1 rRNA gene is annotated in these 243 nt (G+C 51.0%); it reads left to right on the top strand.

The window, feature by feature from the left end:
* Positions 1-243: ribosomal RNA gene (locus V7D18_RS23660) — 23S ribosomal RNA — on the top strand; the annotation flags it as partial.

The following is a 243-nucleotide window of genomic DNA, read 5'->3' as shown; positions in this document are numbered from 1 at the left end:
GAGTAAAGCTGATCTGCTCTGAGTAAGTCGGGACCTAAGGCGAGGTCGAAAGACGTAGTCGATGGACAACAGGTTGAAATTCCTGTACCGCATATTATCAGAACTGTGGGGACACAGAACCGAGAGAGAACCCGGGAATGAAAAGACCGGGGCAAGCATTTTACTGGCTGAGTTGGCAAATCCGCTCAGCAACAGGAAGGTGTGACGCGTACCGAACAAAGTAGGGAAGTCTCTGTAGGGGCT

The sequence above is a fragment of the Lacrimispora sp. 38-1 genome, from assembly GCF_049890855.1.
In the GTDB taxonomy this organism is placed as follows: Bacteria; Bacillota; Clostridia; order Lachnospirales; family Lachnospiraceae; genus Lacrimispora.
Note: the sequence above shows the minus strand (reverse complement) of the source record. Positions and strands in the feature narration are given on the sequence as shown.